This window comes from Streptomyces sp. NPDC002476, from assembly GCF_042889785.1.
Taxonomy (GTDB): Bacteria; Actinomycetota; Actinomycetes; order Streptomycetales; family Streptomycetaceae; genus Streptomyces.
This window is the reverse complement of sequence record NZ_JBIARH010000015.1, coordinates 66,025-86,057: the sequence shown is the minus strand read 5'-3', so window position 1 is coordinate 86,057 and position 20,033 is coordinate 66,025. Positions and strand designations below refer to the sequence as shown.

Sequence of the window (20,033 nt, the reverse complement as noted above, 5' to 3'; positions counted from 1 at the left end):
CCGCTCGTCCCGGCTCACCCGGGGCCGTGCTCCGCCCGTCGTTCTCTCATCCGGTTGCGCGGCGCCCCTGGTTGTCGGCCCGGTCCCGCCTCACCTGCCGAAGAAGGCGTTGTGGATTGTGACCGTCGACTCGTTGTCGTCCTTGTCAGTGACGACGGCCTTCAGCGAGATCGCCTTGTCCTTCGCCGGGGCCTTCACCGTGATCCTGTCCGCGGTGACCGGGACGGGCAGCCACGTCGTGCCGTCGTACGACACCAGGACCCGCAGGGTCTTCAGGTTGGCGCCGGCCGCCGCGCCTTGCACCTCGACGGGGACGGTCTGCTTGCCGCCTGCCGGAACGGTGGAGTCCAGCGCGAGCCGCGGGAGGAAACGGACCGTGGAGACCGGGAGCTTGGTGGGGCTCTCGGTGCGGGCCGAGTCGAAGGTCCACGAGGCGTCGATCCGGGTCCCGGTGCGGTTGAACTCCGGGTTCCGGTGGATCGTGGTCGACACCGTGTACGTGGCGGGTTCCGACGGCAGCGCGAAGGGCTCCTGGTCGATGGCGACGTCCTTCTTCACGTACAGCTCACCGTTGCGCTGGACGGTGGTGCTCGCGCCCGAGTACCGGGCGATCCCGAAATGGCCCGCCCCGTCGCTGACCAGCGGCAGCGAACCGAAAATGGTGTCGCCGTCGCGCACGATCCCCTCGTTCGCGTTCATCCGCGGCCCCGGTGCACCGACGTTGTAGGTCTCGGTGTACGTCTCCCCCGCCTTGTACCGCCGCGGCTCGTCGAGGCCGTAGAGCGCGTCGAAGTTCCGCCGGCCCGAGGGATCCGCCCCGCCCAGTACACCCGCGACGATGTTCCAGGCGGCCCCGTCGGCCGTGGACAGATACACGTTGCGCGTTCCCGGTGCCGGCTGCACGGTGTAGGGGGCGTCGACGCCGCCTCCGTAGTCCAGTATGCCGTTCGCCGCGAGGGCGCCGTCGAGGCCGGGTACGGACGATCCGACCTCCGCCTTCACCAGGGCCATGTCCCCTGGCTTGTAGGTCTTGCTGTAACCGGTGGCCAGTTTCTTGACCGGGCCGCCGGTGAGGACGTTGTACTCGTCGCTGCCCCGCTGCCAGTTCGCGGACCACTGCTGGGCGAGGACGCCGTCGTCCATCTCGGGCCCCTGGTACGCGGTGCGCAGATGGTCGAAGCTGCCGAACTCGCCCCCCTCGATGATGAAGGTCTCGGGTGTGCTCACGGTGTACATCATTCCGGCGCGCGTGTAGCGTGCGGCCGCGTCCGGCACCGCGAAGGCGACGGGCCGGGTGGTCCGGGCGTCGAGGGTGACCGTGGTGGGACCGGTCACCGAGAACTGCGGGTTGTTGATCAGGTCGATGCCCTTGGCCGGGGCAGCGGGGTCGACCAGCATGTCGGCGGCGAGACTGTAGGTGCCTCGCGGCAGTCGGACCGTGGCGGAGCCCGACGACAGGTCCGGGAAGAACCGACGGCCCGTGGCGGACCCGCTGTAGCCCTTCAGGTCGGCCTGCCAGTTGGCACTGGCCGCACCGTCCCGTCCGAGGGTGTTGAAGGTGACCTCGTACGACTCGGCCTCGCGCTCCACCGATGCCGCGGTGCGCACGCTCCGGCCGCCTCCGGTCGCGACGACCGTGACCGAGTACGAGCCGTCGACCGTACCGCCGAGCCGGGTGTCGGCCGTCAGGTCCACAGCGGCGGTGCCGCCCGCCGGGACCGTGATCCGCTGTGCCCCGAGGGTGAAGAACCCGGCCGGGGCGGGCTTCTCGTCCCCGCCGGTGGGCGCCTCCAGCGACAGGTCCAGCGTCACGTCGGTGGTGCCGCTGTTCCGGTACTTCACCTGCTTGCCGACGGGTGTGTCGTCGGTGTGGGGCCACTGCTGGGTGCCCAGGGCGACCGAGGCCGGTTCGGAGACGAGCGTCTGGTCGATCGCCTTGTCGACGGCGAGCCGACCCGCCCCCTGCTGGAAGACCGAGTGGGAGCCGCCCTTGGCCGAGCCCGTCAGGACCGCCTTGATCTGTGCGCCCGTCCAGGTGGGGTTCTTCTGCTTGAGGATCGCCGCGGCGCCCGCGACGTGCGGGGTCGCCATCGACGTGCCGCTCATGCCGACGTATCCGGGAGGGTTCTGGTCCGGGGTGCCGCTCGCCGCTGCCGCCGTGATCTCCACGCCCGGTGCGGTGATGTCGGGCTTGACGGCGCCGTCCCCGATGCGGGGCCCGACGCTGGAGAAGTCGGCGATCAGGTCGTCGTCGTCGACGGCGCCGACCGTCAGCGCCGCGTCGGCGCTGCCGGGGGACGCGACCGTGCCCCGGCCCGGCCCGCTGTTGCCCGCGGCCACCGCGAACAGGATGCCCTTCTCCGCGGAGAGCTTGTCGACCTGGGCCTCCAGAGGGTCGATCCCCGGGGTGTCGGGGCTGCCCAGGCTCATGTTGATGATGTCGGCCCCCTGGGCGACGGCCCAGTCGACCCCCGCCAGGATGCTGGAGTCGTCACCGCTGCCCTGATCGTCCAGCACCTTGGCGCTGATCAACCGGGCCCCGGGCGCCACGCCCTTGAACCGGGCGTCCTTGGCCCCCGTACCGGCGGCGACGGAGGCCACGTGCGTGCCGTGTCCGACCCGGTCCCGGGCGTCCGGGGAGCCGCTGAAGTTCCGTTCCGCCACCACCCGGCCCGTCAGGTCCGGGTGGGTGGCGTCGATTCCGGTGTCCACGACGGCGATCTTCACACCGGTGCCGTCGTAGGAGCGGGCCCAGGCCGCCGGAGCGCCGATCCGGCCGGTGCTGCGGTCGAGCGACGCCTTCCGTACGCCGTCCAGCCAGATTCGCGCGATGCCGGAGGCCTTGGCCGCCGAACCGTCGCTCCGCCGACGGGTCAGCGCGTCCCACAGGGAACCCGCGCTGTCGGTGGTGCTGGTGACGGCGTCGGCGTCGAGGGCCGACAGGGTCCGGCGGACGGTGGTGCCGTCGGAGGAACGCACCCCGGCGCGGGCGGACCCGGCCGCCGACCCCCGGTAGCCGACGATCACCTTGAGGCCGGCGCGGTTGGCCTTGAGGCTCTCCGGTTCGGTGAGTCCGGTGATGTCGAACAGCCGCCGGTCCAGCGTGCCGTCGGCGATCAGCCGCCGGGCGTCACGCGGCACCGCATAGGTACGGCCGTCGTAGGTCCCTGTGAAGAAGGGAATGTCCTGTCTGCCCTTCGCCCGCTGGATACCGCCGACCCGGCCACGGGAGTCCACGAGGACCCGGTCACCGGTGATCAGGGTGACGGTGCGCACGGCCTTGCCGACCGTCCCCGTGTCCTTGGCGACGACCGGAAGTGCCGGGTCCGGGCCGCTGGTCCTCGCCGATGCCGGGCCGGTCATGCCCGCCGTCAGGACGACGGCGGCCGCGGCTACGACGGCATACGCCTGTTTTGATCGTTTACGCAAGATTGCCCCTGCTCAGGAGTGAATCGGGCGGGCGAGGGCCCGGCCCGCATGGGGCGCTCTCGAATACTCGTGCGGCCCCGAGGACTTGAAGTATTCCGGGGGCGCTCGGAGGCACTCAATGATCGTTGTGTAACAACGCTTCACCACGAGGAACCCGGCCGGGCCCCTTGTGGTGACGGTGCGTCAGGTCTTTCGTCGGGCGGCATTCTTCGCGCGGACGCGTGAGTCGTCCGCAGCCCCACCGCGAGCACTGGACGTACTGCGGATTCGTCCGGGACCGCGACACCGCCGCCCGCACCGCCCCCGCCGCCCGGCCGGCCGACGGCGAGGTCACCGTGTGCCGGGAAGACGGGACCCCCGGTGTCGCCTCCGTCCTCGAGGAGGCGTGGCGCGGACATCGGCACGAACTCACCACCGGCCTCGCCGTCCGCGGCGTCTTCAATTTCGAGACCTTGCAGGTCTGCGCCGCGACCACGCCGGCCGGGTTCTGCCGCCCGACCGTCCCTAGTGCCGCTCCCGGCAACGTTTGCCCCGTCGCGCCACCTGGCACGCTCGCTCGCGGCGTTGGCCAAAAGCCCACGTAGCCCGCTACGAGGGCTTCCGGCCGCCTTGCGATCGCACGCACCAGGCGCCGCTCCGTCCGGGCAAACATTGCCGGTCACGGCACTAGGAGATCCACGCTGGTCAGGCAGCAGGACGCGGCCGACGTGACTGCTGACGGCTCCCTCGCCCACCCGACGTATCGCGTGGTCGAGGGCGCCCCGGATCCGGCCGACCGCCTCACCGAGTTCTTCATCCACGCCTACGGCCCTGCCACCGACGACCTGCCGGCGCTCCGGCATCCGGCCGACGGCCGCCTCGCCACGCCCGGACTCGACCGTCCGCAGAGATCCGACACCTACTCGTCACCGTCTTCAGGCCACCAGCCGTAGCTACGGCCAGACTGCTGCACTGGTCCAACTGGCGCAGACGCCACCAGACAACAGCCCGTCGCAGCCACTACCGACAACGAACCGCCGACGAACCCGCTGGGTAGATCGCAGAACCCACCACAACCTTCTGTACGTCCTGTACATTTTTCACAGATGCGGACGCGAGCCCGGTCCGGAGCCGCGCGCATCCCGCGAGGAGAGGCAACGCCATGCTGTTCCGCCCCACCGCCCGGCACGTGCTGCCCGAGTTCACCGAGCGCACGCCCCACGGGACCCGCACCCTCGACCCGTACTCCAAGCTGCTGGCCGAACGGATCGTCTTCCTCGGCACCGAGGTCGACGACACCGCGGCCAGTGATCTGATCGCGCAGTTCATGTATCTGGAACACGCCGCCCCGGACCGGCCCGTCTCCCTCTACATCAACTCCCCGGGAGGCTCGTTCGCGGCCATGACCGCCGTCCACGACACGATGGAGTACCTCACCTGCGAGGTGGAGACGTACTGCCTGGGCCGGGCCGACGCCTGGGCCGCCGTCCTGCTCGCCGCGGGCGCCCCGGGGCGGCGGCACGTACTGCCGGGGGCGCGCGTCGTAATGCGCCAGCCCGCGCTCGCCGAGCCCGTCCACGGCCGGCCGTCCGATCTGGAGATCGAGGCGCGGGAACTGGACCGGGTCCGCGAGACGCTCGTCACCCTGCTGGCCCGTCACACGGGCCGCGACGCCGGGCGGATCGACGAGGACATCGAGCGCGACCTCGTTCTCGACGCTGCGGGCGCCCGGGCCTACGGCCTGGTGGACCACGTCGTTGAGAGCCGGAAGACGTCGTTCCCGTCGCCCGGCTCGCGGTGAGGACCCGATGCGTCCGTCCGATCCTCCCCCGCTGCCGGCGCTGACCCGTGCGGAGGGCGAGTTCATCGACTGCTACCTCGACGTCCTCGACCAGCTGGGCCGGATCAACCCGGCCCGCGGCAGCGACACCTACGGGGCACTGCGCGCCGCGCAGGCGCTGGCCTCGCGCGCCGGGGCGCTGCGGGACGCCCTGGCACTGATGCACGAACGCGGCGAGGCGCGCATCCACGCGGGGACCCTGGCACGGGCGCTGCGCGCCCTGGACGGGGAACGCCGGTCCGCTCGCGTCACCCTGCCCCCGTGACACCCGGTCGATAGGTCGCCCGTTCGCTCCGCGAGTCGATCCCCCGTCAACTCCGCCGCGCGACACGCCCGATGTGCAATCTGATTTTCCTACTCTTTTCAGAGTAAGAAACGGCGTTTTCGGCGAAATCTCGACTTGCGGACTCCTGGGGGCGGTGGGCGAAATCCGCCCTCCCGCCCCTGGTGGGCGACCGGTTGGCATGCGCGGCGCGCCATCCAAATGCGTCAGCTCCACTCGAGCGGTTCAGTCGTGAGGACTCTCACATATCGCCGTTTCAGCTCGGAAATCCGACTGTCGGTGAGTCAAGATCCCTGGGACGACAAGCCCCCGCCACCGCGGCGGGGCGGTCCGAGCGGACGCCGAGTCCTGCCGCCGCCCGGATGACTGGTCGACAGAAGTGGATCGGCAGGAGTGGAGGACCCGAGCACAACGGGTCGACCGGAACATCGGTCGTCCCTCGGGGTGAAGCCGCCGAGCGCGGCCGGGCACCTTCGCCAGCCCGAACCCGACAGGTCATCCTTCACAGGCGGCTGACGAAGGGTTGCGCATGACTGCGCAGGTTCATGTCCCGTCTCTGCTCGCCCGGGCCGGTACGGCCTCGGTTCTGACGCTGGCCGCCGTCGGCGGCACCATGCTCGCCCCGGGCGCCGTCACGGAGGCCCAGGCGGCCACTCCGTCGCTCAAGGCGCTCAACGTCGCGGCGTCGAAGAAGGGCTCGCCGTACAGGTGGGGCGCTACCGGCCCCCACCGCTTCGACTGCTCCGGGCTGACGGTCTACTCGTTCAAGAAGGCGGGCAAGAAGCTCCCCCGCACCGCCCAGCAGCAGTACAACAGGACCCGCCACGTCTCGGCCTCGCACCGCAAGCGCGGAGACCTGGTCTTCTTCCATTACGGCCGAAGCGTCTACCACGTCGGGATCTACGCCGGGCACAACAAGATCTGGCACTCGCCGAGGACCGGCGCGGTGGTCCGGCTGGAGAAGATCTGGTCGAAGAGCGTCTACTACGGACGCGTCCGCTGACCCACGGCCTTGCGGGCCCCGGAGCCGCCGGACGGCTCCGGGGCCCGTCAGCCGACGGGGGCGGTGCGCCGTACGGTCTCCACCGCCGTCGCGATCTGCTCGTCGGTCAGGTCGGCGCGCGCGGTCAGCCGCAGCCGGGAGATGCCGTCCGGCACCGACGGCGGCCGGAAGCACCCGACCACGACCCCCTCCTCGCGGCAGTCCGCCGCCCAGCGCACCGCCGCGTCCGCCGAGGGGGCCCGTACGGAGACCACGGCGGCGTCCGGACGCACGGCTGCCAGACCGGCCGCGGTCAGCCGCCCGTACAGCCCCACGGCGACCTCGCGGACCCGCCCGGCGCGTTCCGGTTCCCGGCCGAGCAGGCGCAGGCCGGCGAGCGCGGCGCCCGCGGCGGCCGGCGCGAGGCCCGTGTCGAAGATGAACGTCCGGGCCGTGTTGACGAGGTGTTCGATCACCCGGGCTGGGCCGAGGACCGCTCCGCCCTGACTGCCGAGGGACTTGGAGAGGGTGAGCGTGGCGACTACTCCCTCGTCGCCCGCGAGACCCGCGGCGGCGAGCGCGCCCCGGCCGCCCTCCCCCAGCACCCCCAGGCCGTGCGCGTCGTCGACGAGCAACGCGGCCCCCTCCGCCCGGCAGGCCGCGGCGAGCGCCGGCAGCGGTGCGGCGTCGCCGTCGACCGAGAAGACCGAGTCGGTGACCGCCAGCGCGCGCCCCTCGTGCGTCCGCAGCGCCTTGCGCACGGCGTCGGGGTCGGCGTGCGGGACGACGACGGTCCCGGCCCGGGACAACCGGCACCCGTCGACGATCGAGGCGTGGTTGCCCGCATCGGAGACGATCAGCGCGTCGCGGCCGGTGAGAGCGGTGAGTGCGGCGAGATTGGCCGCGTACCCCGACGACAGCACCAACGCCGCCTCGAACCCGCAGAATTCGGCCAGTTCGCGTTCGAGTTCGGCATGCAGATCGGTGGAGCCGGTGACAAGCCGTGAACCGGTCGCCCCGCCGCCCCAGCGGCGCGCGGCCTCGGCCGCCGCGCCGGTGACCTCGGGGTGCCGGGTGAGGCCCAGATAGTCGTTGCTCGCGAGATCCAGTGACGCCGTCTCGGCGGGCCGCGGGCGGAGCGTACGGACGAGTCCGGCATCCGCGCGGCGACGTGCCGCGTCATCGATCCAGTCGAACGGGGCGTAGGACATGAGCGGTCCCTTTTGTAGGCAGTTCACAGACCCTAACCGCGGGATCAGCGGGTCATGGTGTGGCAATGCACACACCCTTCCCGAGGCGTGTTGTCCGGTTCCTCCTTGGCGGCGGGGCGGGCCATGGGACAGGATCGACGCCATGGACCTCCTGAACACGCTGGTGGACAAGGGGCTGCGGCGCGAGCTGCCGACCCGCGAAGAAGCCCTCGCCGTACTGGCGACCTCGGACGACGACCTGCTCGACGTGGTGGCCGCGGCCGGAAAGGTGCGCCGTCAGTGGTTCGGGCGGCGGGTGAAACTGAACTATCTGGTCAATCTCAAGTCCGGGCTCTGCCCCGAGGACTGCTCGTACTGCTCGCAGCGGCTCGGATCGAAGGCCGGGATCCTCAAGTACACGTGGCTGAAACCGAACGAGGCGTCGAAGGCCGCCGCGGCCGGGGTTGCGGGGGGCGCCAAGCGGGTGTGCCTGGTGGCGAGCGGCCGCGGTCCGACGGACCGTGACGTCGACCGGGTGTCGGAGACCATCGAGGCGATCAAGGACCAGCACGAGGGCGTCGAGGTGTGCGCCTGCCTCGGGCTGCTCACCGACGGGCAGGCCGAGCGGCTGCGCTCGGCGGGCGCCGACGCGTACAACCACAACCTCAACACGTCCGAGGAAACGTACGGGGCCATCACCACCACGCACACCTACGCGGACCGGGTGGAGACCGTGCGGCAGGCGCAGGCCGCCGGCCTCTCGGCGTGCTCCGGACTGATCGCGGGGATGGGCGAGAGCGACGCCGACCTGGTCGACGTGGTCTTCTCACTGCGCGAACTGGACCCGGACTCGGTGCCGGTGAACTTCCTGATCCCGTTCGAGGGGACCCCGCTGGCGAAGGAATGGAACCTCACCCCGCAGCGGTGTCTGCGCATCCTGGCAATGGTCCGGTTCGTCTGCCCGGACGTGGAGGTGCGGCTCGCGGGCGGGCGCGAGGTGCATGTGCGCTCGTTGCAGCCGCTGGCCCTGCATCTGGTCAACTCGATCTTCCTGGGCGACTACCTCACCAGCGAGGGGCAGGCCGGGCAGACGGACCTGGACATGATCGCGGATGCCGGTTTCGAGGTGGAGGGCGCGGACACGTCGACGCTTCCCGCGCACCGCGCCGCGGCGGGCGGCTGCGGCGGGCACGACGGGGGGTGTGCGCCGTGCGGTGACACGCCCGCGCAAGCTGCCGGTGGTGGTGACGCGCCCCCGCAAGTGGCCGGTGGTGGTGACGCGCCCGCCGAGGCCGTCACCGGTGATGCCGACGCCCCGGCCGCGCGTCCGGATCTGGTGGCGGTGCGGCGGCGCGGCGCGGGTACGGATCTCGCCCCCAATGCCTGAGTCCTACTCCCCCGCCGAACTGCGGTCACTGGACCGCGCCCATGTCTGGCATCCGTACGGCCCGATGCCGGGACGCCAGGATCCGCTGGTCGTGGAGTCCGCGTCCGGGGTCCGGCTGCGGCTGGCCGAACCGGCCCACGGGCACCGCGAGTTGGTCGACGGCATGTCGTCGTGGTGGTCGGCGGTGCATGGCTACAACCACCCGGTGCTCAACGCGGCGGCACGCGGCCAGCTCGACCGGATGAGCCATGTGATGTTCGGGGGGCTCACCCACGAGCCCGCGGTCCGGCTGGCCGCCCGGCTGGTCGAGATCACCCCGGAGCCGCTGCGGCACGTCTTCCTCGCCGACTCGGGTTCGGTGTCGGTCGAGGTCGCGGTGAAGATGTGCCTGCAGTACTGGCGCTCGGTGGGGCGGCCCGCCAAGCAGCGGCTGCTGACCTGGCGCGGCGGCTATCACGGGGACACCTGGCAGCCGATGTCGGTGTGCGACCCCGAGGGCGGCATGCACGAGCTGTGGTCGGGCGTGCTGCCCCGGCAGGTCTTCGCCGACGCGCCGCCGGGCGGCTTCCACTCGCAACCGGACCCGGAGTACGCACGCCATCTGCGGGAACTGATCGCGGAGCACGCGGACCGGCTGGCGGCGGTGATCGTGGAGCCGGTGGTGCAGGGTGCGGGCGGGATGCGCTTCCACTCCCCCGCCTACCTGGCGGTGCTGCGCGAGGCGTGCGACGCGCACGACGTCCTGCTGGTGTTCGACGAGATCGCCACGGGGTTCGGCCGTACGGGGACGTTGTTCGCGGCCGGTCACACGGGGGTCTCACCGGATGTCATGTGTGTGGGCAAGGCGTTGACCGGCGGTTATCTGACGATGGCGGCGACGCTGTGCACCTCACGGGTCGCCGAGGGCATCTCGCGGGGCGAGGTGCCGGTACTGGCGCACGGTCCGACGTTCATGGGCAATCCGCTGGCCGCGGCCGTGGCGTGCGCGTCCGTGGATCTGCTGCTGGGCGGGGACTGGCAGCGGGACGTCGAGCGGATCGGTGCGGGGCTGCGGGACGGTCTCGCCCCGGCGACGGACCTGCCCGGGGTGCGGGAGGTGCGGACACTGGGCGCGATCGGTGTCGTACAGCTCGACCACGAGGTGGACATGGCCGCCGCGACCCGTGCGGCGGTGCGGGAAGGGGTGTGGCTGCGGCCGTTCCGCGACCTCGTCTACACCATGCCGCCGTATGTGACCGACGACGACGACGTGGCGCGGATCTGCCGTGCTGTGTGCGCGGCCGCGAGGGAGGGCTGAGATGAGCGTTCTGGTGGTGACGGGCACCGACACCGAGATCGGCAAGACGGTCGTGACCGCCGCCGTGGCGGCGGTGCGGCGGGACCGGCGCGTCGCGGTCCTCAAGCCCGCGCAGACGGGTCTGGCACCTGGTGAGCCGGGGGATGCCGCAGAGGTGGCACGGCTGGCGGGCGGCCATGTGACGGCGGTCGAACTCGCGCGCTTCCCGGAGCCGTTGGCGCCCGCCACGGCCGCCCGGAGGGCCGGCCTCCCGCCGGTGCGCCCGTACGAGATCGCCGAGGCCGCCGAGAAGCTGGCGACCGAGCACGACGTGGTGCTGATCGAGGGCGCGGGCGGTCTGCTGGTCCGTTTCGACGACATGGGCTCGACCCTCGCCGACGCGGCCCGGCTGCTGTCCGCGCCCGTGCTGGTCGTGGCGCGGGCCGGTCTGGGCACGCTCAACGCCACCGCCCTGACCTCGGAGGCCCTGCGGGCCCGGGAGCTGGAGTGCCTCGGTGTGGTGGTGGGCAGCATGCCCGCCGAACCGGACCTCGCGGCCCGCTGCAACGTGGCGGACCTCCCGGCGGCGGCGGGCGCCCCGCTGCTGGGGGCGGTGCCGGCCGGGGCGGGGGCACTGACGCCCGCCGATTTCCGTGCAGCGGCCGGGAGTTGGCTGGCCGCCGAGCTGGGCGGGACCCGGAACGCCGGATGAGCGACCGGGCCGTGGTGCGGCCGGCTGCCGCCCCGGTCCGGCGCCCGCCGTCGCCGGGGCGCGCACCACGAGAGGCGGGCCGGGCAGGGGCGCGGGGAGAACATCTGCTTGGCTCGGGCCATGGACGATCAGCGCATCCGTTGCGCCACCCCCTCCGACATCGACGACGTGCTCCGGTTCTGGCGAGCGGCCGCGAAGGGCACGAGCATCAGCGACGACCACGACGGCGTGGCCCGGCTCATCGAACGGGACCCCGAGGCGCTGCTCCTCGCGGAACGCGCCGACGTTCTCGTGGGAACGGTGATTGCCGGATTCGACGGCTGGCGGTGCTCGGTCTACCGGCTGGCCGTACACCCCGACCGCCGCCGTCGAGGCATCGCCACTGCCCTGTTGGCAGCCGCGGAGGAACGATTCGCCAACCTGGGCGGACGGCGGGTCGACGCCATGGTCCTGGAGGCCAACGAGCGGGCGCACCGCACGTGGGCCGCAGCCGGGTACCACCGCGAGGACCACTGGCGACGCTGGATCAGACCGCTCGGGCCGGGGACGGACGTCGGCAGCGGGGCCCGGGAGAATCGCCCGTGAGCGCCGACGAGCGGGCCGGAGCAGCGTCGCGCCCCACGACACCACCGGCGGACTGAGAAGCGGCCCACGGAAAAGCGAGCGTTTTTACCGATCCTTTACCATGGATGGTTCCTGACCGATTCCTTTCGAAAGGTGTGTACGTCCGCCCATGGGCGAGCCCCCCAGCTGTAGACGTAGCCGAAACAGACACAGCCGACATCGAGCGGTCCACCCGCCCCTGCCCGACCATGGGACGGAGGTGACCCGATGACCGAAGTGCTTCTGCTGCTCGTCGCGGTGCTGCTCTCCCTCGCGTGCGGCGCCTTCGTCGCGGCCGAGTTCTCGCTGACGACGGTCGAGCGCGGTCAACTCGAACGCGCCGTCGAGCAGGGGGAACGGGGCGCGGCGAGCGCCATGAAGGCCGTGCGCAGCCTCACCTTCCAGCTGTCCGGCGCCCAGCTCGGCATCACGGTCACCAACCTGGTGGTCGGCATGCTCTCCGAACCGTCCATCGCGAAACTGATCCGCGGACCGGTGGAGGCCGTGGGCCTGCCCCCCGGCGTGGCATCGTCCGTGGCACTCGTGCTGGGAACCGCCCTGTCCACGGTGTTCCTGATGGTCGTCGGCGAACTCGTCCCGAAGAACTGGGCGATCTCCTCGCCGCTCGCGGTGGCGAAGGCCGTGGCGACCCCGCAGCGGGCCTTCACCGCCGTGTTCCGGCCGTTCATCAGCCACCTCAACCACACGGCGAACCGGATCGTGCGCCGCTTCGGTCTGGAACCCGCCGAGGAGCTGGCCTCGGCCCGCGGCCCGCAGGAGCTGGTGGCGCTGGCCCGACACTCCGCGAAGGAGGGCGCCCTGGAGGCGGACACCGCCGAACTGTTCGTCCGCACCCTCAACCTGGCGGAGCTCACGGCGCAGAACGTCATGACGCCTCGGGTGCAGGTCACCGCCCTGGACGTGCAGGCGACCGCCGAGGACGTCGCGAACGCCACCCGCGCGACCGGCCTGTCCCGTTTCCCCGTCTACCGCGGCAACCTCGACACGGTCGTCGGCGTGGCGCACATCAAGGACGTGCTGGCCGTCCCGGCCGAGCAGCGAGCCCGTACGCGTGTCTCGCAGATGCTGCGCGAGCCGCTGCTCGTGCCGGAGACCCTCACCGTGGACCGGCTTCTCGACCAGCTGTCCGGCAAGGTCGCGATGGCCGTCGTCATCGACGAGTACGGGGGCACGGCGGGCGTCGTGACCCTGGAGGACATCGTTGAGGAGGTCGTCGGCGAGGTGCGCGACGAACACGACCCGCACGAGACGCCCGACCTGGCACCGGCCGGTGAGGACGCCGACGGACGGACCCTCTGGTCGGCGGACGGCGCCGCGCGCCTCGACCAGTTGCAGAGGATCGGGCTACGGGTGCCGGACGGCCCGTACGAGACACTCGCCGGGCTCGTCGCCACCGAGGTCGGGCGCATCCCGGCCGCGGGCGACACCGTCGAACTGGCCGGCTGGCGGATCGACGTCGTGGACGCCTCCGGCCGCCGGGCCGCGCGGGCCCTGCTGCACGCGCCGCTGCCCGGCGAGGACGACGAATGGACGGAGGACGCACGATGACCGCCGTCCAGCTCTTCATCGGACTGATGACCCTGGTCGTCAACGCCTTCTTCGTCGGCGCGGAGTTCGCGCTGATCTCCGTGCGCCGCAGCCAGGTCGAACCGCAGGCCGAAGCAGGGAACCGGCGGGCCCGAAGTGTCATATGGGGCCTGGAACACGTGTCGGCGCTGCTCGCCGCGGCACAGCTGGGCATCACACTGTGCACGCTGGTCCTCGGTGTCGTCGCCGAACCGGCCATCGCCCATCTGCTGGAGCCCGTCTTCGACGTGGTGGGGGTGCCCGGCGAGCTGATCCACCCGATCTCGTTCGTGATCGCCCTGTCCGTCGCGACGTATCTGCACATGCTGCTCGGCGAGATGGTGCCGAAGAACATCGCCCTGGCCGAGCCCGTACGGGCCGCCCTGCTGCTCGGGCCGCCGCTGGTGGCCCTCGCCAGGGCGCTGCGCCCGGTGATCTTCGCCGTGAACGCCTTCGCCAACGGGCTGCTGAAGCTCCTGCGGGTCGAGGCGAAGAACGAGGTCGCCGCCACGTTCTCGGACGACGAACTGGCCCGGCTGGTGAAGGACGCCGGGGATGCCGGTCTCGTCGACGACCGCTCGGCCGAGCGGCTGCGCCACGCGCTCGAACTGGGGCGTCGGCCGGTGCGGGAGGTGGCGCTGCCGGTGGACCGGGTGACCTACACCAGGATCGGGACGACGCCGGAGCAGCTGGAGCGGCTGTCGCACGAGACAGGCTTCTCCCGCTTCCCGGTGATGGACAGCGAGGGCCGCATCCTGGGCTACCTCCATGTGAAGGACGCGCTGGACGCCACCCCGCGCGACCTGCCGTTCCCGGTGACGGCGATGCGGCCGATCGCCAGGGTGCGCGCCGGGACCCCGCTGGACGACGTGCTGACGGCGCTGCGCCGCAGCCGCACACACCTGGCGGCGGTGCTCGACGAGCACGGCCGGCTGGCGGGCATGGTCACGATGGAGGACGTCCTGCGCGAGCTGGTGGGGCGGCCGCAGGCGCACTGACCGGTCCGCAGCGGCCGCGGACGTCCGACCGTGGCCTGGCGGAGGGGCACGGGGCGCCGTTCGGCGGGTCCGCGTGCGGCGCGCCTGTCCGGCGGCCCCTTTCCCCGGCCACCGGGCCCTCCGTCGGCGGGTGGGGGGGACGGGTGCGTCGGGTACGTGGGATGGGTCCGGCCCGGCCCGCGGTCGGTGGACCGCGGGCTGAACGGGGCGGGTCGAGACGGGTCGAGACTGTCCCGGAGGGGCCGGGTCACCCCGCGATACGATCGCATCGCCATGGAGATGAATGCCTCATACACCAGTTTGGTCGCGGTCGGCGACTCGTTCACCGAGGGCATGTCGGACCTGCTGCCCGACGGCACGTACCGGGGCTGGGCCGATGTTCTCGCCGGTCGGCTCGCGGTCCGTGCGCCGGGATTCCGCTACGCCAACCTGGCGGTACGGGGCAAGCTGATCGGCCAGATCGTCGACGAACAGGTCGAGGCCGCCGCCGCTCTGCGCGCGGACGTCGTGACGCTCGTCGGCGGGCTCAACGACGCGCTGCGGCCCAAGTGCGACATGGGCATGGTTCGTGGACGGCTCGAAGAGGCGGTCGAACGCCTCGCACCCTCGTGCGGGAGGCTCGTGCTCATGCGCAGCCCCGGCCGCAACGGTCCGGTGATGGAACGTTTCCGTCCGCGCATGGAGGAGCTGTTCTCCCTGGTCGAGGAGCTGGCCGCCCGCCACGGCGCGGCCGTCGTCGACCTCTACGGGGCGCCGGTCCTGGGCGATCCCCGGCTTTGGGATGTCGACCGACTGCATCTGACGGCCGACGGGCACCGCAGGGTGGCCGAGGCGGTCTGGCAGACGCTGGGGCTGCCGCCGGAGAGCGACTGGCGGACGCCGCTCCCGGAGAGTGCTCCCGCGAAATGGGTGGTGCGGCGCGTCGAGGACGCCCGCTTCGCCCGTAGGCACCTGTTGCCGTGGATCGGCCGTCGGCTGACCGGCCGCTCCTCCGGGGACGGGCGTACGGGCGCCCAGTACAGCGCCGAACTGGGACAGGCGTTCTGGGTCACCCCGGAGCGTGACGGCGACCCCGGCCCGGTGGCGACGTGGCGCAAGGTGGACGTGACCCCGCTCTCGTAGTAATCCACAAACCCGGCCACGGCGCTGGCCTGCACAAACCGCCAGTAGAATCCGGTCATGTGACTGCTGTGTCTGCGAAGCCTCGCATCCCCAATGTCCTGGCCGGCCGCTATGCCTCCACGGAGCTGGCCGTCCTCTGGTCCCCCGAACAGAAGGTGAAGCTGGAGCGTCGGCTGTGGCTGGCGGTGCTGCGCGCGCAGAAGGACCTCGGGATCGAGGTGCCGGACGCCGCCCTGGCCGATTACGAGCGGGTCCTCGACGAGGTCGACCTGGCCTCGATCGCCGAGCGCGAGAAGATCACCCGGCACGACGTCAAGGCCCGGATCGAGGAGTTCAACGCCCTCGCCGGACACGAGCAGGTCCACAAGGGCATGACCTCCCGGGACCTCACCGAGAACGTCGAGCAGCTCCAGATCCGGCTCTCCCTGGAACTGATGCGCGACCGCACGGTGGCGGTGCTGGCCCGGCTGGGCAAGCTGGCGGCCGAGTACCGCGGGCTGGTCATGGCCGGCCGCTCCCACAACGTCGCCGCGCAGGCGACCACGCTCGGCAAGCGGTTCGCGACCGCTGCGGACGAGCTCCTGGTGGCGTACGGACGGCTCGAGGACCTGCTGGGCCGCTACCCGCTGCGCGGCATCAAGGGCCCCGTGGGCACGGCCCAGGACATGCTCGACCTGCTGGGCGGCGACTCCGCGAACCTCGCCGACCTGGAGCGGCGCATCGCCGAGCACCTCGGCTTCGCCCACGCCTTCACCTCCGTCGGACAGGTCTACCCCCGCTCGCTCGACTACGACGTCGTGACCACGCTGGTGCAGTTGGCCGCGGCACCGTCGTCGCTCGCCAAGACGATCCGCCTGATGGCCGGGCACGAGCTGGTGACCGAGGGCTTCAAGCCCGGTCAGGTGGGCTCGTCCGCGATGCCGCACAAGATGAACACCCGCTCCTGCGAGCGCGTCAACGGCCTGATGGTCATCCTGCGCGGCTACGCCTCGATGACCGGCGAGCTGGCGGGCGACCAGTGGAACGAGGGCGACGTGTCATGCTCCGTGGTCCGCAGGGTCGCCCTCCCCGACGCGTTCTTCGCGTTCGACGGGCTGCTGGAGACCTTCCTGACGGTTCTCGACGAGTTCGGGGCCTTCCCGGCCGTCGTCGCCCGCGAGCTCGACCGCTATCTGCCGTTCCTCGCGACCACCAAGGTCCTGATGGGTGCGGTCCGCGCCGGCGTCGGCCGTGAGGTCGCCCACGAGGCGATCAAGGAGCACGCGGTCGCCTCGGCCCTGGCCATGCGCGAACAGGGGGCCGAGCGCAACGAGTTGCTCGACAGGCTGGCCGCCGACGAGCGCATCCCGCTCGACCGCGCGCAGCTGGACGCCCTGATGGCCGACAAGCTCTCCTTCACGGGCGCGGCGGGCGACCAGGTGGCCACCCTGATCTCCCGCATCGAGGAGATCATCGAGCGGCACCCCGAGGCCGCCGCGTACACGCCGGGCTCCATCCTCTGACGGCCGAGCACCTGCGCCGATGACACCCGAGGAGCTCCGGGCTGCCCGCGACCGCACTGTTCCCGATGTGGTCGCGGACGGCCTGCGTGTGCTCTTCTGCGGGATCAACCCGAGTCTGACGACCGGGGCGACGGGTCATCACTTCGCCCACCCCGGCAACCGTTTCTGGCCCGTGCTCCATCGGTCGGGGTTCACCCCCCGGCTGCTGAGCCCGACGGCGCAGACCGAACTGCTGCGGTACGGCCTGGGCATCACCAATGTGGTCGCCCGGGCCACCGCACGCGCCGACGAACTGTCCGCCGAGGAGTTCCGCGAGGGCGGGCGGATCCTGGCGGCCAAGGTCGAACGGCTGCGACCGGAGTGGCTGGCGGTCGTGGGTGTCACCGCGTACCGCACCGCGTTCGGCATGCGGACGGCCCGGATCGGTCCGCAGGACCACACGGTCGGCGGCGCCCGGGTCTGGGCCCTCCCCAATCCCAGTGGTCTCAACGCCCACTGGACGACTCCGACGATGGCGGAGGAGTACGGGCGCCTGCGCGCCGCCGTCGAGCACGGCGACCCCACCACCGCGTGAAGCCCGCCGCGCAAGGACCTCACCACGCGCGAACCCCACCACGAGACCCTCACCGCATGAAGGCCCGCCGGTCGCGGCACCCGGCGGCATGGGCCGCCGGCGACCACCGCAGCCCCGTGGCCACGCGGGGCGGCCTGTCGTCCCCATGCCCCCCGGCCGGCCGAAACCGTGGGCCCCGTGGTCATGTCCCCGGGGCACGGCGGGGGCCGGCCCGCCCGCGTCATGGCGGATCGGTCTCCGTCACCACGACGTTCAGCTCGCAGCCCGGCCCGTCCTCCTCCAGGTACAGGCCCATCGCGATCCACCGGTCCTCGATCCGCCACAACTGGAGGTATTCGCAGCCCGCGACCGTCTCGGCCCACGCCTCCGGGATCTCCTCCCCTGCCGTCATCCGCTCCTGCGCACTCCACAGACTGATCACCTGCGGCTCGCCCCAACGACTCGTGAGCAGGGTCAGCAGCGCATCGTGCTCCGCGAGGCGCTGCGCTCGGTGTTGCAGCCGTGCCGCCTCGTCGTCGTCCCAGTGGTCGACGTCCGCGTGCAAGGACGCCGTGTGATAGCCGGGCCCGCTGACTCCCGAACCCGACCGGATGCGCTCCGCGGGAAAGACGCGGGTCCGCATCCCGTCGATGAGGCGAAGGTGATGTGCGGTGGTCATGCCGTCAGTAAACCGCCCAGCACTGACATTCGACCTCGCGGTCCCGGGCTTTGAAGGCCCCTCAGCCCTTTCCGTGCCCTCCTCCGTCTTCCCGGCGACCCGCGAAGCAGGGATCCGGATCCGGCACGGACGTGGACATCGGCGTGGGCGTGACACAGCACGTGGCCACCGATGCGACGGCGGGACTACACGTCCCTGCGTCGGACAGCCCACCAGCCCGCCAGCAGCGCGGCCGCCGCCCAGGCAGCGGTCACGGCGAGTCCGCCCCACGGTCCGAGGCTGCCCTCGGGGTTCTGCTGGAGCACCAACTGCCCGGCCCGGTCGGGCAGGTACTGCGCGGCGTCACCCGCGATGTCGCCGACCACGAAGGAGACGATGAGGATGAACGGTATGAGGAGGCTGAGCACGGCCACGGCGCTGCGCAGCAGCACCGCCAGGCCGGCGGCGAACAACGCCATCAGGGCCAGGTAGATCCCGCCGCCGAAGGTCGCCCGCAATGCCCCGGGCTCACGCAGATCGATCGCGTACTCCCCCAGGAACAGCTGTCCCACCAGGAAGGCGCTGAAGCTGGTGGCGAGGCCGACGACCAGGGCGAGCGCACCGACGAGTGCCATCTTCACCCCGTAGAGAAGGGTGCGGTGCGGCACGGCGGCCAGAGAGATCCGCAGGGCCCCGTTGACGTACTCGGACGAGATCGCGGTCGCGCCGAAGCCGATGGCCGCCACCTGCCCGAAGTTCAGGGCGTAGAAGGCGCCGAAGACCGGATCGGCGCCCGTGTTGTCCGCCTCCGCCCGGCCGACGGTGGCGAACACGAGCACGGTGACGACGAGGGTCACGAGAAGCACCGCTATCAGGGATCCGATCACGGACCGCACCGATCTGATCTTGATCCACTCGGAGTGGAACACTGCCGCGGTCGACATGGTCAGGCCTCCTGAAGGTCGGTGGACGGGGCCGACGCGGACGCGAAGTCCATGGCGTCGGAGGTGAGGTCGAGGTAGGCCTGCTCCAGCGTCGGGCGCTCGTCGACGAGTTCGAGGATCGCGATGCCGTGCTCGGCGGCCACGGCACCGATCTCGGCGGCCTGTGCGCCTTCGACGCTCAGAATCCCTTCGTCGCCCGGAACGGGCTTGTGTCCCTTGCCGATCAGTGCCTCCCGGAGCCGGGCGGGATCGGTCGTGCGCACGCGTACCACGGGGCGGCTTCGGGACTCCAGGAAGTCCCGCATCGGCAGGTCCGCGAGGAGTCGGCCGCGGCCGAGCACCACGAGATGATCCGCGAACGAGGACGTCTCGTTCATCAGATGGCTGGATACCAGGACCGTGCGGCCTTCCCGGGCGAGACGTCTCATCAGCTCACGAATCCAGATGATGCCTTCCGGGTCCAGCCCGTTCGACGGCTCGTCTAGCATCACGATCTCCGGGTCGCCGAGCAGGGCCGCCGCTATGCCCAGTCGCTGGCGCATGCCCAGTGAGAACGTCTTGATGCGCGCGCCGCCGACCGCGCCGAGTCCCGCCTCGTCCAGGACCTCGTCGACTCTGCGGGCGCCTATACCGTTGCTCACTGCAAGGGCGAGCAGATGATCCCGCGCGGTGCGCGAGCCGTGGGCGGCCTGGGCGTCGAGCAGAGCCCCTATCCGCCGCAGTGGATTGTCGAGCGCGGTGTAGGGCTGCCCGCCGACCGTCGCTGTACCCGCGGTGGGCCGGTCCAGTCCGAGCACGAGTCGCATGGTGGTGGACTTGCCGGCACCGTTGGGGCCGAGGAAGCCGGTGACCCGGCCCGGGCGCACGCTGAACGTGAGCCGGTCCACGGCGCGGGTCGTGCCGTATTCCTTCGTGAGTTCGTGGACGTCGATGCTGGTCATGTCGTCAGCTTGGCGGTCCCACAGGGGTACCGGCCTCCCCCGTGGGA

Annotated in this window: 19 protein-coding genes and 1 riboswitch; of the genes, 14 read left to right on the top strand and 5 right to left on the bottom strand. The window is 71.6% G+C overall.

Annotated features, from left to right (window positions below; translation table 11 throughout):
* Nucleotides 1-90: 90 nt before the first annotated feature.
* Nucleotides 91-3,429, bottom strand: coding sequence for a S8 family serine peptidase (locus ACFYXM_RS19105; RefSeq protein WP_389290686.1), 3,339 nt, complete (start codon nucleotides 3,427-3,429; stop codon nucleotides 91-93).
* Between the two features lie 221 nt (nucleotides 3,430-3,650).
* Between ACFYXM_RS19105 and ACFYXM_RS19100 the strand changes: the two genes are divergently transcribed.
* The 5 genes from ACFYXM_RS19100 to ACFYXM_RS19080 all read left to right on the top strand — a co-directional run bounded on the left by ACFYXM_RS19100 (nucleotide 3,651) and on the right by ACFYXM_RS19080 (nucleotide 6,534).
* On the top strand, nucleotides 3,651-4,013 hold the full coding sequence (locus ACFYXM_RS19100; protein WP_389290685.1) for a hypothetical protein: 363 nt from the start codon (nucleotides 3,651-3,653) through the stop codon (nucleotides 4,011-4,013).
* Nucleotides 4,014-4,136: 123 nt separating this feature from the next.
* Complete coding sequence (locus tag ACFYXM_RS19095) at nucleotides 4,137-4,361, top strand: hypothetical protein (protein ID WP_389290683.1); 225 nt, start codon at nucleotides 4,137-4,139, stop codon at nucleotides 4,359-4,361.
* A gap of 212 nt (nucleotides 4,362-4,573) precedes the next feature.
* Nucleotides 4,574-5,209: an ATP-dependent Clp protease proteolytic subunit gene (locus tag ACFYXM_RS19090; protein ID WP_389290813.1), complete on the top strand. Its 636-nt coding sequence runs from the start codon at nucleotides 4,574-4,576 to the stop codon at nucleotides 5,207-5,209.
* Between the two features lie 7 nt (nucleotides 5,210-5,216).
* A complete protein-coding gene (locus ACFYXM_RS19085) occupies nucleotides 5,217-5,513 on the top strand; it encodes a hypothetical protein (protein WP_389290681.1) in 297 nt (98 codons plus the stop codon).
* Between the two features lie 347 nt (nucleotides 5,514-5,860).
* A riboswitch (cyclic di-AMP (ydaO/yuaA leader) is annotated at nucleotides 5,861-6,057 on the top strand.
* 3 nt (nucleotides 6,058-6,060) lie between these two features.
* Nucleotides 6,061-6,534 (top strand): C40 family peptidase, encoded by a 474-nt coding sequence (locus ACFYXM_RS19080; RefSeq protein ID WP_389290679.1) that lies wholly within the window; start codon nucleotides 6,061-6,063, stop codon nucleotides 6,532-6,534.
* Between the two features lie 47 nt (nucleotides 6,535-6,581).
* Here the strand turns inward: ACFYXM_RS19080 and ACFYXM_RS19075 are convergent, their stop codons facing one another.
* A complete protein-coding gene (locus ACFYXM_RS19075) occupies nucleotides 6,582-7,724 on the bottom strand; it encodes an 8-amino-7-oxononanoate synthase (RefSeq protein ID WP_389290677.1) in 1,143 nt (380 codons plus the stop codon).
* 142 nt (nucleotides 7,725-7,866) lie between these two features.
* Between ACFYXM_RS19075 and bioB the strand changes: the two genes are divergently transcribed.
* The 9 genes from bioB to mug all read left to right on the top strand — a co-directional run bounded on the left by bioB (nucleotide 7,867) and on the right by mug (nucleotide 17,464).
* Nucleotides 7,867-9,090, top strand: coding sequence for a biotin synthase BioB (gene bioB / locus ACFYXM_RS19070; RefSeq protein ID WP_389290676.1), 1,224 nt, complete (start codon nucleotides 7,867-7,869; stop codon nucleotides 9,088-9,090).
* Complete coding sequence (locus ACFYXM_RS19065) at nucleotides 9,083-10,387, top strand: adenosylmethionine--8-amino-7-oxononanoate transaminase (RefSeq protein WP_389290674.1); 1,305 nt, start codon at nucleotides 9,083-9,085, stop codon at nucleotides 10,385-10,387. The genes bioB and ACFYXM_RS19065 overlap by 8 nt, the downstream gene beginning before the upstream one ends.
* A gap of 1 nt (nucleotide 10,388) precedes the next feature.
* Nucleotides 10,389-11,078, top strand: a complete 690-nt coding sequence (gene bioD, locus ACFYXM_RS19060) for a dethiobiotin synthase (protein WP_389290673.1) — start codon at nucleotides 10,389-10,391, stop codon at nucleotides 11,076-11,078.
* A gap of 120 nt (nucleotides 11,079-11,198) precedes the next feature.
* Complete coding sequence (locus ACFYXM_RS19055; RefSeq protein WP_389290671.1) at nucleotides 11,199-11,663, top strand: GNAT family N-acetyltransferase; 465 nt, start codon at nucleotides 11,199-11,201, stop codon at nucleotides 11,661-11,663.
* Between the two features lie 246 nt (nucleotides 11,664-11,909).
* Entirely contained in the window at nucleotides 11,910-13,250 is a 1,341-nt protein-coding gene (locus tag ACFYXM_RS19050) for a hemolysin family protein (protein WP_389290669.1), read from the top strand.
* Nucleotides 13,247-14,266 carry a hemolysin family protein gene (locus ACFYXM_RS19045; RefSeq protein ID WP_389290668.1) on the top strand — a complete coding sequence of 340 codons (1,020 nt, stop codon included), beginning with the start codon at nucleotides 13,247-13,249 and terminating at the stop codon, nucleotides 14,264-14,266. Before ACFYXM_RS19050 ends, ACFYXM_RS19045 begins: the two co-directional genes overlap by 4 nt.
* A 273-nt stretch (nucleotides 14,267-14,539) precedes the next feature.
* Nucleotides 14,540-15,388: an SGNH/GDSL hydrolase family protein gene (locus ACFYXM_RS19040; RefSeq protein ID WP_389290666.1), complete on the top strand. Its 849-nt coding sequence runs from the start codon at nucleotides 14,540-14,542 to the stop codon at nucleotides 15,386-15,388.
* 68 nt (nucleotides 15,389-15,456) lie between these two features.
* Nucleotides 15,457-16,890: an adenylosuccinate lyase gene (gene purB, locus ACFYXM_RS19035; protein ID WP_389290812.1), complete on the top strand. Its 1,434-nt coding sequence runs from the start codon at nucleotides 15,457-15,459 to the stop codon at nucleotides 16,888-16,890.
* Between the two features lie 19 nt (nucleotides 16,891-16,909).
* A complete protein-coding gene (gene mug / locus ACFYXM_RS19030; RefSeq protein ID WP_389290665.1) occupies nucleotides 16,910-17,464 on the top strand; it encodes a G/U mismatch-specific DNA glycosylase in 555 nt (184 codons plus the stop codon).
* A 220-nt stretch (nucleotides 17,465-17,684) separates the two neighbouring features.
* On the opposite strand, the gene ACFYXM_RS19025 is transcribed toward mug, so the two are convergent.
* The 3 genes from ACFYXM_RS19025 to ACFYXM_RS19015 form a co-directional block, all read right to left on the bottom strand.
* Complete coding sequence (locus ACFYXM_RS19025; protein ID WP_389290663.1) at nucleotides 17,685-18,122, bottom strand: hypothetical protein; 438 nt, start codon at nucleotides 18,120-18,122, stop codon at nucleotides 17,685-17,687.
* Between the two features lie 185 nt (nucleotides 18,123-18,307).
* Complete coding sequence (locus tag ACFYXM_RS19020; RefSeq protein WP_389290661.1) at nucleotides 18,308-19,045, bottom strand: ABC transporter permease; 738 nt, start codon at nucleotides 19,043-19,045, stop codon at nucleotides 18,308-18,310.
* 2 nt (nucleotides 19,046-19,047) lie between these two features.
* Nucleotides 19,048-19,986 (bottom strand): ATP-binding cassette domain-containing protein, encoded by a 939-nt coding sequence (locus tag ACFYXM_RS19015; RefSeq protein ID WP_389290659.1) that lies wholly within the window; start codon nucleotides 19,984-19,986, stop codon nucleotides 19,048-19,050.
* Between the last annotated feature and the right edge of the window lie 47 nt (nucleotides 19,987-20,033).

Excerpts from the sequence above, each read along its gene's own strand:
- ACFYXM_RS19085 (WP_389290681.1), top strand. The coding sequence starts at position 5,217 with ATGCGTCCGTCCGATCCTCCCCCGCTGCCGGCGCTGACCCGTGCGGAG.
- ACFYXM_RS19080 (WP_389290679.1), top strand. The coding sequence starts at position 6,061 with ATGACTGCGCAGGTTCATGTCCCGTCTCTGCTCGCCCGGGCCGGTACG.
- ACFYXM_RS19075 (WP_389290677.1), bottom strand. The coding sequence starts at position 7,724 with ATGTCCTACGCCCCGTTCGACTGGATCGATGACGCGGCACGTCGCCGC.
- bioB (WP_389290676.1), top strand. The coding sequence starts at position 7,867 with ATGGACCTCCTGAACACGCTGGTGGACAAGGGGCTGCGGCGCGAGCTG.
- ACFYXM_RS19065 (WP_389290674.1), top strand. The coding sequence starts at position 9,083 with ATGCCTGAGTCCTACTCCCCCGCCGAACTGCGGTCACTGGACCGCGCC.
- bioD (WP_389290673.1), top strand. The coding sequence starts at position 10,389 with ATGAGCGTTCTGGTGGTGACGGGCACCGACACCGAGATCGGCAAGACG.
- ACFYXM_RS19055 (WP_389290671.1), top strand. The coding sequence starts at position 11,199 with ATGGACGATCAGCGCATCCGTTGCGCCACCCCCTCCGACATCGACGAC.
- ACFYXM_RS19050 (WP_389290669.1), top strand. The coding sequence starts at position 11,910 with ATGACCGAAGTGCTTCTGCTGCTCGTCGCGGTGCTGCTCTCCCTCGCG.
- ACFYXM_RS19045 (WP_389290668.1), top strand. The coding sequence starts at position 13,247 with ATGACCGCCGTCCAGCTCTTCATCGGACTGATGACCCTGGTCGTCAAC.
- ACFYXM_RS19040 (WP_389290666.1), top strand. The coding sequence starts at position 14,540 with ATGGAGATGAATGCCTCATACACCAGTTTGGTCGCGGTCGGCGACTCG.
- mug (WP_389290665.1), top strand. The coding sequence starts at position 16,910 with ATGACACCCGAGGAGCTCCGGGCTGCCCGCGACCGCACTGTTCCCGAT.
- ACFYXM_RS19025 (WP_389290663.1), bottom strand. The coding sequence starts at position 18,122 with ATGACCACCGCACATCACCTTCGCCTCATCGACGGGATGCGGACCCGC.
- ACFYXM_RS19020 (WP_389290661.1), bottom strand. The coding sequence starts at position 19,045 with ATGTCGACCGCGGCAGTGTTCCACTCCGAGTGGATCAAGATCAGATCG.
- ACFYXM_RS19015 (WP_389290659.1), bottom strand. The coding sequence starts at position 19,986 with ATGACCAGCATCGACGTCCACGAACTCACGAAGGAATACGGCACGACC.